This window comes from Natronospirillum sp. (assembly GCF_022565775.1).
In the GTDB taxonomy this organism is placed as follows: Bacteria; Pseudomonadota; Gammaproteobacteria; order Pseudomonadales; family Natronospirillaceae; genus Natronospirillum.
The window spans coordinates 22,826-29,946 of record NZ_JAIUMC010000036.1; the positions used below are offsets into that span (position 1 = coordinate 22,826).

At 59.2% G+C, this 7,121-nt stretch carries 7 protein-coding genes; all 7 read right to left on the reverse strand.

Features of this window, described 5'->3' with window-relative positions:
• On the reverse strand, positions 1-2,106 hold the full coding sequence (locus tag LAT62_RS08745) for a molybdopterin-dependent oxidoreductase (protein ID WP_293382098.1): 2,106 nt from the start codon (positions 2,104-2,106) through the stop codon (positions 1-3).
• Positions 2,107-2,252: 146 nt separating this feature from the next.
• Positions 2,253-2,744 carry an Hsp20 family protein gene (locus LAT62_RS08750; protein ID WP_293382101.1) on the reverse strand — a complete coding sequence of 164 codons (492 nt, stop codon included), beginning with the start codon at positions 2,742-2,744 and terminating at the stop codon, positions 2,253-2,255.
• A gap of 221 nt (positions 2,745-2,965) precedes the next feature.
• On the reverse strand, positions 2,966-3,823 hold the full coding sequence (locus tag LAT62_RS08755) for an ABC transporter permease (RefSeq protein WP_293382105.1): 858 nt from the start codon (positions 3,821-3,823) through the stop codon (positions 2,966-2,968).
• Positions 3,820-4,794, reverse strand: coding sequence for an ATP-binding cassette domain-containing protein (locus LAT62_RS08760; RefSeq protein WP_293382108.1), 975 nt, complete (start codon positions 4,792-4,794; stop codon positions 3,820-3,822). The genes LAT62_RS08755 and LAT62_RS08760 overlap by 4 nt, the downstream gene beginning before the upstream one ends.
• A gap of 80 nt (positions 4,795-4,874) precedes the next feature.
• Positions 4,875-5,432 carry an elongation factor P hydroxylase gene (locus tag LAT62_RS08765; RefSeq protein ID WP_293382111.1) on the reverse strand — a complete coding sequence of 186 codons (558 nt, stop codon included), beginning with the start codon at positions 5,430-5,432 and terminating at the stop codon, positions 4,875-4,877.
• An 8-nt stretch (positions 5,433-5,440) separates the two neighbouring features.
• Positions 5,441-6,469, reverse strand: coding sequence for an SPFH domain-containing protein (locus LAT62_RS08770; protein ID WP_293382114.1), 1,029 nt, complete (start codon positions 6,467-6,469; stop codon positions 5,441-5,443).
• A 38-nt stretch (positions 6,470-6,507) separates the two neighbouring features.
• On the reverse strand, positions 6,508-6,975 hold the full coding sequence (locus LAT62_RS08775; RefSeq protein WP_293382117.1) for an NfeD family protein: 468 nt from the start codon (positions 6,973-6,975) through the stop codon (positions 6,508-6,510).
• Positions 6,976-7,121 lie beyond the last annotated feature (146 nt).

Here is a 7,121-nt window from a genome sequence, read left to right on the forward strand (position 1 = left end):
TCAGGCAGGCTGCTTCTGCAGCCCGACGCGCGTCGAGAAGAAGGTTGCCCCGCCACCCATATCCGCAGAGCGTGATGGGGTCAGGTGATTGACCGCCACCACACCCTGCTCGGGGTCGTCGCGCCAAAGCCCCAGGGTCACCAGGGTTTCGGGCAGCACATCAGGTGCGACCACAGCAGTCAAACTGACCCTGCCCCGGTCATTGAACAAACTGACCGTCTCCCCTTCGACAATGCCTGCGGCAGCAGCCGTGTCAGGATGCATGATCACTGACGGGCCGCCGCCTTCCAGTGCCTGCAATCGAGGGTCTTCGGCGCTGGTGGAATTGAGAAACCGGTGATTGGGGGCTGTAATCAACCAATAGGGGTAGTTGCCTGGTTCCTGCAGCGGTGTGTGCGCCGGGAGCCCGGGCAGGTTCTGCTGTTCCAGGCGCTCGGAGACCAGCTCTATCCGACCGGAAGGGGTAGGAATCTGCTGCGGGAACAGCCCGGTTGCGGGCACATTCAGGCGCTGCCAACCCTGTTCACGCAAGCTGTCCAGAGTCATGCCATTCAGCCAGGGGCTGTCTGACGCCAGTGCTTGTCGAATCAGATCCTCTTCGGTGTCCTTGAAACAGGGCTCTTCAAAGCCCATCACCTCGGCCAGTTCGCGAAACAACCGCACATTCGACCGGGCCTCACCCTGAGGGGGCAGAACCGGCTCATGCAATTGCACATACAGATGCCAGTAAGATTTGTAGAGATCGGTATTCTCAAAATGGCTGGTGGCGGGCAGCACCAGATCGGCATAGCCACAGGTGTCGGTCAGCATCAGGTCATGCACCACGGTGAACAGGTCGTCCCGTTGCAGGCCCTGGCGCACTCGGGTCTGATCAGGAGTTACCGTTGCCGGGTTGCTGTTGTAGACAAACAGCGCCTTGACGGGCGGTTCTGCGGTCAGCAAAGCCTCTCCCAACTGGTTCATGTTGACGGTTCGGGCATCGGAGTTCGGATGCAGGTCAGGGCGTTGCAGGGTTTTGAGATCAAAGCCGGCATACCAGCCGTTGCCCTTCAGTGCTCCACCGCCAGGCTTGCCCCACTGGCCGGTGATGGCGGGCAGGCAGGCCAGAGTGCGGATGATCATGCCGCCGTTGTCATGGTGCTGCAGGCCGTTGCCGATGCGCAGAAACGAGGGGCTTATGGTGCCATACAAGCTGGCCAGATGTTCGATATCGGACACTGAAAGGCCGGTCACTTCGGCTGTTCGTTCCGGCGTCCAGGCCGCCACAGACTGCTCGAGTTCTTCGGCGCCCAAGGTGTAGCGGGACAAAAACGCCCGATCTGCCAGGCCGTCACGAAACAGGATGTGCATCATGCCGAGTGCCAGCGCGGCATCGCTGCCCGGACGCACCAGATAGCTCTCGTCAGCCCAGCGCGCCGTGCGGTTGCGATGCACGTCGATGCAGATGATGCGAGCCCCGCGTTTGCGGGCTTCGTTGGCGAGCATGACCTGGTGCATGTTGGTACTGACAATGTTGCAGCCCCAGACAATGATCAGCCGGGCATGCACAGTGGCCTCCGGATCGACGCCGGCAGGCACGCCCATCGTATACCCATAACCTTCAGCGGCGGCAGCATTGCAGATGGTGCGGGCCAGATGACTGGCGCCAAGGCGATGGAAAAAGCGTCGATCCATGGATTCGCTGCTGAGCACGCCCATATTGCCATAATAGCTGTAGGGCAGTATGGCCTCTGCGCCATGATCCCGAATGATATCCCGGAACCGCTGGCCGATCTCGGCATAGGCTTGATCCCAACTGACCGGCTCGAAATCATCATGCACCGGCCGGCTGGCCAGCCCCTTGGCTCGACCGGGCTTGCGGCGCATAGGCTGCAATACGCGTTCGCTGCTGTAGATACGCTCGGGAAAACGCTGCACCTTGTGGCAGATGGCGCCTTTGGTGACGGGATGATCAGGATGTCCGGCCACACGGGTAATCCTGGGCTGTGCCGTTGGGCTGTCCTGGCTCACGGTGACTTGCAAGGCACAGGCATCCGGACAGTCCAGTGGGCAGACTGACCGCAGCTTTCGATCACTGGCGATGGTGTGCGACTCGGGCATGATCATGGCTAATTCGACAGGAAGCGGGAACTGTCACCCTTGATGAATCGGGTGTCAACCGGTGCCGGCAGGAAAAACAAAAGGCAGCGCCGAGGCGCTGCCTGTTTTCAAGGGACCGCAGCCCTGAGGACTGCAGTCAGGGTGCAGTCAGATCAGGCAGCTTTCTTGCCTGACTTGCTGCTTTTTTCCCCGACTTCCGGCTGGTGCTCCAGTGCTTCCTGGTTCACATCAATATCGATGCTCCGGGGCTTCATGGCTTCCGGAATTTCTTTTACCAGGTTGATGGTCAGCAGGCCGTTGCTCAGGTTGGCGCCCCGTACTTCAACATGGTCCGCCAGACTGAACTTCCGCTCAAAGGCACGTGTCGCGATGCCCTGATACAGAAACTGGCGCTCATCCGAGTCGGTTGCCTTGCGGCCACGAACGGTCAATACACCGCGCTCTACTTCGATATCCAGTTCACTGCGGTCAAAGCCGGCTACCGCCAGAGTCACGGCATAACGGTTTTCGTCTGTGACTTCGATGTTATACGGGGGATAACCGGCTGATGCCTGGTCATTGCGCATAACAGAATCCAGCAGTGAGCCAAAACGGTCGAAACCGATTGAGCTGCGGTACAGGGGAGTCAGATCAATAGTGTTCATGACAATATCCTCCTTCAGAAGCGATAGTCAGTTGTGTTACAGGATTTTGGCGCTTTCACTGCCCTGCTCAGGCACAGCGATCACACCGAGCCAGGCTCAGCAAATGACGCTTGACTCTATGCAGGTTAGTAAGGTCGGCAACACATGGTTTCAAGTGGACATGAAGCGCTGAAAGCCCGCTATTACGGGCTCTTTACAATCAAAGGGCGACACAGGAACAGTCACCTTGGCCGGTGATAAAGCACCATGGCCAGAGGGGCAAAAATCACTGTAATCGCGGCCGGCATCAACAGAGACTTCACCAGAAGCCCAAGGTTGGCGGTGCCCGCCATCAGGGCTCTGATCGCCGTCACCAGATGCGAGACCGGATTGGCATTGACCACTGATTGCAGCCAGCCTGGCATGGTCGCGGGGTCCACGAACACGTTCGACGCGAAGGTGAGCGGCATCAGGACAATCCAGCTGATGGTCATCACTGTGCCTGGCGTTCTCATCAGCAGGCCCAGGGTGGTGAAAATCCAGCCAATGCCGAAAGCAAAGAGATTCAGCAACATCATGGACCAGATCACACCTGACAGACCCGCCTCCGGACGAAAACCCATCAGCAGGCCAATCAACACGACGATCACCGAGGAGCCTGTATAGCGCAGAAAATCGCCCAGCATGGCCCCGACCAGTGGCGACGGGGCCCAGATCGGCATGGACTTGAAGCGGTCATAGATGCCCTTGGAGATGTCGGTGTTCAGGGTCACCCCGGTGTAGATGGTGGTAAAGATCACGGTCTGTGCCAGGATGCCGGGCAGCAGAAACTGCAGATAATCCACTGTCGATCCGGCCAGAGCACCCCCGAACAGATAGGTGAACATGACTGTGAACATGACCGGCGTGATCACTACATCAAAGAGCTGTTCCGGGACATGCTTGATCTTCAGCAGGGCGCGCCAGCCAAACATGGTGGCATTGGAAATGGCACCGGGTCGCCGCGGCGCAGCCCGCCGTGCCAGGGCGCTTTGCAGTGCGGCCTCCAGTGAAGTGTCCCTGGCTGCATCAGGTGTTGCCATGGTGTCCTGTTCCGTCATACAACCACCTCCTTTTCCGGCTCGTCTGATTCCGCCGGTCTTCCGGTCAGCGCCATAAAGACCTCATCCAGGCTGGGCTGCCCCAGCGAGAAGCTGCGCAAGGGTATGCCGGCTTCCGTCAGCGCATGCAAGGCAAGAGGTGCCCGGGCGGTATCGTCCAGTTGCACGGTCAATGCCGTCGGGTCAGCCTCCCGAAAGGCGGGCACCCCGAGTCGGTCCTTGAGGACACCCGCGGCCTGCTCTCTCTGGTCTGGCGACAGAACGCTCAGATGCAGCACACTGGTGCCCACGGAGGCCTTCAGCTCTGCACTGGTGCCTTCCGCAATGACACGCCCGCGATCAATCACGGCAATCCGTTCGGCCAACCGGTCCGCTTCTTCCAGATACTGGGTGGTCAGCAACACCGTCGTGCCACCGGCTACGAGTGCCCGCACGATATCCCACACCTGATTGCGCGAGCGTGGGTCCAGACCGGTAGTCGGCTCGTCGAGAAACAGCAGGTCCGGCGTCACCAGAATGGAAGCGGCGATGTCCAGGCGCCGCCGCATGCCCCCGGAGTAGTATTTGACCTGCTGATTCTGTGCTTCCGTGAGGCTGAAGGCTGTCAACAGCTCTTCCGCCCGCTGGCGACCCTCGCGACGCCGGAAACCCAGCAGTCCAGCCAGCAGGCGCAGGTTCTCCAGTCCGGTCAGATCTTCATCGACCGAGGCAAACTGCCCGGTCAAACTGATTCGCTCGCGCACCCGGGCTGGCTCACGCGCCACATCATGGCCCAGCACGTGGGCTTCTCCGCCATCCGGGCGCAGCAACGTGGCCAGCATGCGCAATGTCGTGGTTTTGCCGGCACCGTTGGGGCCCAGCACGCCGTACACCATGCCCTGAGGGATGCTCAGGTCGACGCCGTCCACGGCACGATTGGTGCCAAACTTCTTGAGGAGTTGATGTGTTTCTATCGCAAGCGGGAGTGCCATACTGTATTCCCTGACAGGCAGTTCTCTGGAAACAGCAGTTTAGCGGCCTATGGCACTCAGTTCGACTGACAATCGTCACCTTATGCCGGTTGCGTGACCTTTCCGGTGCCGGCAGAGATATGACTGGCCAGAGAGTCCGGCCGCGTGTCGTAGAAATCGCACAGGGCCGCCACAAGGATCTTCGGGCGATCCGGCATGCCATGCGCCAGGAGTTGCTGAGCCCTTTCCCGGACCTTCTGCCTGAAATCGGGGCTGGGTCCGCAGCCACCGGCAATATTGTCGGCACTGAAATGAAAGGGATGGTCGGCCGCGGCAGAAAACAGCCATTCATAGGCCTGTGGCTTGACTTCCACGCGCTCGAATTCTGCCTGTTCGGCTGGAGAGCGGCCATCCGGTTTGTACCAGTAGCCATAGTCTTCGAGTTGTCGGCGCTGCGGACCGGCCACACACCAGTGTGCTATCTCGTGCAGGGCGCTGGCATAGAAACCATGGGCAAAGATGATGCGGTGGTGCGGAAAACGGTGATCGGCGGGCCGATACAGAGGTTCACCCTCACCGGCCACCAGTATCGTGTTGCAGGGCTCCCGAAAGAGCCCGTTGAACAGTTGGATCAGATCTTCAATACGGTGTTCGCGCATGGTCAGGTTCAGGCGGTACCACCACCGTTGCCCTGCGAACCGCTGATCGCACCTGGCCCAAGCAGTTCGCGAATACCACCGACAGAGCCCATCAGATTGGAGGACTCTACCGGCACGAAGACACGATCGCCGTCTTTGGCGAGGGTCGGCAGCATGTCGATATAGTCCTTGGCAATCAGGTAATTGATGGCAATGGACTTGTCCTGCACCTTGTCTTCGATAGCCTCCATGATGAACTGGATCGCTCTGGCTTCACCCTCTGCGTGGAGCACTGCGGCCTTCTTGTCACCCTCCGCCTTGGCAATGGCGGCGTCCCGGTTACCCTGGGCGTTGAGGATCAGTGACTGCTTGTCACCTTCCGCCTTGAGAATTTCCGCCTGCTTGTAGCCCTCGGCCGTTCTGACCTGAGCCCGTCGATTGCGTTCGGCCACCATCTGCTGGTTCATGGCTTCGCGGATTTCATCCGGCATGGAAATATCACGGATCTCCACCCGGTTGACCTTGACGCCCCATTTGTTGCCCGCTTCATCCATGGTGGACTGCAGACGGCCATTGATCTCATGGCGGGACTCGAAAATCTTGTCCAGCTCCATGGTGCCGATCTCGGAACGCAGCGAAGTCTGGGCCAGGGTCTGAATCGCCAGCACCAGATTCTCGGTACCGTAGACGGCCGCTTGCGCATCCATCATCTGGTAATAGAGAACACCGTCAATCTGCACGTTCACGTTGTCCTGTGTCACCACGGCCTGCGCCGGGAAATCCAGCACGATTTCGCGCATGTCGATCTGGCGCTCGATACGCACCACAGGCTGGTTGTTCTCGAAGCGCAGAATGGTGATCTGTCGTGGCAAATCGATAAACGGCACAATGAAATTCAGGCCGGGCTCCAGCACACGGTGGAACTTGCCCAGCCGCTCGATCACCATGGTGCGACGCTGCGGGACCAGAGTCAGACCCTTGATGACCAGCATCACGATGACGATCGCGAGCAGGGTAATCAGGCCCAGACCCGTAAATTCAGCAAATAGATTGTCCATAACTCAGAGCTCCAGAGACGGAAATTCGGAAAATGATATCAGGGTTTTTCGGCGGGCCCTTCAGGCGCGGACGAAGCCTCGGGCCGTACGATGGCAGTGATCCCCTCGAAACGCAATATGCGCACTGCAGTGCCGGGCTGCAGAGTCGTGTCCGACCCGGCCTCTGCCTTGACCGGATAGACGTCACCCAGCGCCTTCACGACCAGACGATCTGCCTCCTGCTGGACGGTATAGGTCTCATCCGCCAGGCGGCCGTCACTGTGCTGCCCTTCGCGGCGGCCCGTAATACGGCGCATGATGACAATGACCAGAGGAATGAACACCAGACCGGAAACAGCAGCAAACGCCAATTGAGCCGTTACATCCAGCCCCAGCAACGCCGCCAGCACACCTGCCAGCGCCATCAGCGCCAGTACCAGAAGAATACCACTGGCTCCGCCTGCCACCACGATATCAACGGCAAACAATACCAGCGCCAGTGCCAACCAGTAGACCCAGGGTTCCATAGTCTTTCCTGTTGCGAGGGTTCAGTGGGGAGATTAGGGAAGTCGGAGGGAAAGAGCAATATACCAGTAGACAGTCAGCAGAGGACAGCAACAGGGAGGTGCGGATGAATTCTTGGACTACAACGGAGGTAGTTTATGTATTCGTA

Coding starts and splice junctions, on each gene's coding strand:
- LAT62_RS08750 (WP_293382101.1), bottom strand. CDS start 2,744: ATGAACACTATTGATCTGACTCCCCTGTACCGCAGCTCAATCGGTTTC.
- LAT62_RS08755 (WP_293382105.1), bottom strand. CDS start 3,823: ATGACGGAACAGGACACCATGGCAACACCTGATGCAGCCAGGGACACT.
- LAT62_RS08775 (WP_293382117.1), bottom strand. CDS start 6,975: ATGGAACCCTGGGTCTACTGGTTGGCACTGGCGCTGGTATTGTTTGCC.
- LAT62_RS08745 (WP_293382098.1), bottom strand. CDS start 2,106: ATGATCATGCCCGAGTCGCACACCATCGCCAGTGATCGAAAGCTGCGG.
- LAT62_RS08760 (WP_293382108.1), bottom strand. CDS start 4,794: ATGGCACTCCCGCTTGCGATAGAAACACATCAACTCCTCAAGAAGTTT.
- LAT62_RS08765 (WP_293382111.1), bottom strand. CDS start 5,432: ATGCGCGAACACCGTATTGAAGATCTGATCCAACTGTTCAACGGGCTC.
- LAT62_RS08770 (WP_293382114.1), bottom strand. CDS start 6,469: ATGGACAATCTATTTGCTGAATTTACGGGTCTGGGCCTGATTACCCTG.